Origin of the sequence: Glutamicibacter ardleyensis (genome assembly GCF_014644555.1) — a bacterium.
Taxonomy (GTDB): Bacteria; Actinomycetota; Actinomycetes; order Actinomycetales; family Micrococcaceae; genus Glutamicibacter; species Glutamicibacter bergerei.
In genome coordinates this window covers 1-1,982 of sequence record NZ_BMKX01000021.1, presented here as the reverse complement: position 1 = coordinate 1,982, position 1,982 = coordinate 1, and the positions used below count along the sequence as shown (strand labels likewise).

The window sequence follows — 1,982 nt, the reverse complement described above, 5'->3', positions numbered from 1 at the left end:
TTGCCGGTTGCGTGGGTGGTTGTGGTGTGGGGTTCTGCCTGGAAGGGTGGGACCCTTTTTCTGTTTAAGGACACTGATCCACGAGAGCACTGATCGGTTAGGTCCACGCGCTTTTGGTTCACGGTGGCTGAGGTAAAAAGAATACGGCAGTATATTGCCGGATGATAGTTAATCAGGCGCTACACTGGATACAGGATCATAAACGGCGGCATATTGCCGGTTCGGAGTTTACGTTGAATTCTTTATTGGAAATTGGCGCTGCGCTGCAGCTTTCTCGAAAAGAGAATGCCTTGACTCAGGAGCAGCTGGCTGACCTAGCTAACATCTCCGAGCGCACCGTGCGGGCCATCGAAACCGGTACGGGTAACCCTTCTATAGGAGCTGTGCTTTCCGTTGCTAGCGTCCTTGGGCTCAAGATTGTTGTTCAGAAGTGAATGGGGATCTAGCAGATCTGAAGCGGGTCGATAAGGCAGATGTTTATCAGAACCGTATATTGGCGGGGCGTTTGGAACGTCGTGGTGACGGTTATATCCAATTCAGTTATACCGACGAGTTTTTACAATCAGGTATGCCGGGCATTGCTACGTCCCTACCTTCTTCCGCAGCACCCCTAGTTGCTCCTGGTGGTGGGGTGCCTGCGTTCTTTTCTGGACTCTTACCAGAAGGTCACCGTCTCACAGTCTTGAAGAACGCCACTAAAACCAGCCTCGCTGATGAAATGACTTTATTGATGGCAGTCGGTTCCGATACTCCGGGCAACGTTCGTATCGTGCCTAGCGGTTCGAAACTGATGATGCCAGCGGCGGTCGCGACGATCGATGATCCTGCGACTTTGGACTTTACATTGCTGACAAGAACTCTTGATCTGCATTCGATTCCGGGTGTTCAGGAAAAGATTAGTGCCACCATGCTGACGACGCCTTTAGCAATGGGGGAAGGAGCGTATCTCCTTAAGCTGGATCCGCGAGATCACCCGTACCTCGTTGCCAACGAAGCTCTGCACCTGCAGGCGGCCAAATCGCTGAAACTGCCGGTTGCTAAAAACAAGGTAGTACATGATGGACAGAATGTTCCTGGACTACTTGTTGAACGCTTTGACCGGAAGTACGTTCCAGGCCAAGCTGAAGTTACGCGGTATGCATTAGAAGACGGCCTGCAGGTGCTCGACTTACCGCCAGCCGTTAAGTACTCGGTCAGTGCCGAGCAAGTCGCTGACGGTTTGGCTGGATATTGCCAAGCGCCGGTGATAGCGAAACGAAGTTTGTATCTTCAGTTCCTCTTCGCTTGGTTGACAGGTAACGGAGATCTGCACGGAAAGAATCTTTCAATACTTGCGGACTCTTCAGGGAAGTTTACGATGGCCCCGATGTATGACGTCCCTTGCACGCTTATTTACGGAGATGACACCATGGCGCTGTCTCTATCGGGCAAAACTAAGAACCTAAAGAGTAAGCATTGGCTGGAGTTCGGCCGGTACTTGGGGTTGACGGAAAGAGCGGTCTTGTCAGCGAATCAATTAGCTTTGAAGGCAGCTAGCTTGGCCAGGTTGGAGACACTGCCGATCGATGGTTCGCCGTTACGCGGTACAGTGCGCGAACTACGTTTTAGGCGTATGGAAGTGGCGTAGCCTTCTTCAATGATTTGGCTTCATGCCGGCATCTAGCATTAGGTCAGTGCCAGCATTTGGGGAATTGCATTTGCCCCTTGGTAAGCCGTCGAAAGATCGGTCGCACTATTAGGCGAAGTTTTTCTCGTTGGCCAGTAGAGGCGATCTCCATAAACGGGACAGTCATCGCGTCTCATAGTCGTCTAGCTCTATATGGTGCCGGGTAGTTTCTCGCGACATGTACCCGCAATCGTGGGGCCTGGCAGAAGGTGCATAAATTACCGAATTAGGGCAGTAATAATTTACTCTAATTCTTTGTGTGCACGGTCACTGTGGAAAAGAGGCCACCGATTTGAAACATCCCCCAAAACTGTGT

General features: G+C 51.3%; 2 protein-coding genes. Both read left to right on the top strand.

Annotated features, from left to right (window positions below; all coding sequences use genetic code 11):
- The first annotated feature begins 233 nt into the window (after window positions 1–233).
- Entirely contained in the window at window positions 234–434 is a 201-nt protein-coding gene (locus tag IEX04_RS18570; protein WP_096253988.1) for a helix-turn-helix transcriptional regulator, read from the top strand.
- Window positions 431–1,627: a type II toxin-antitoxin system HipA family toxin gene (locus IEX04_RS18565; RefSeq protein WP_188687520.1), complete on the top strand. Its 1,197-nt coding sequence runs from the start codon at window positions 431–433 to the stop codon at window positions 1,625–1,627. The genes IEX04_RS18570 and IEX04_RS18565 overlap by 4 nt, the downstream gene beginning before the upstream one ends.
- Window positions 1,628–1,982: the final 355 nt, after the last annotated feature.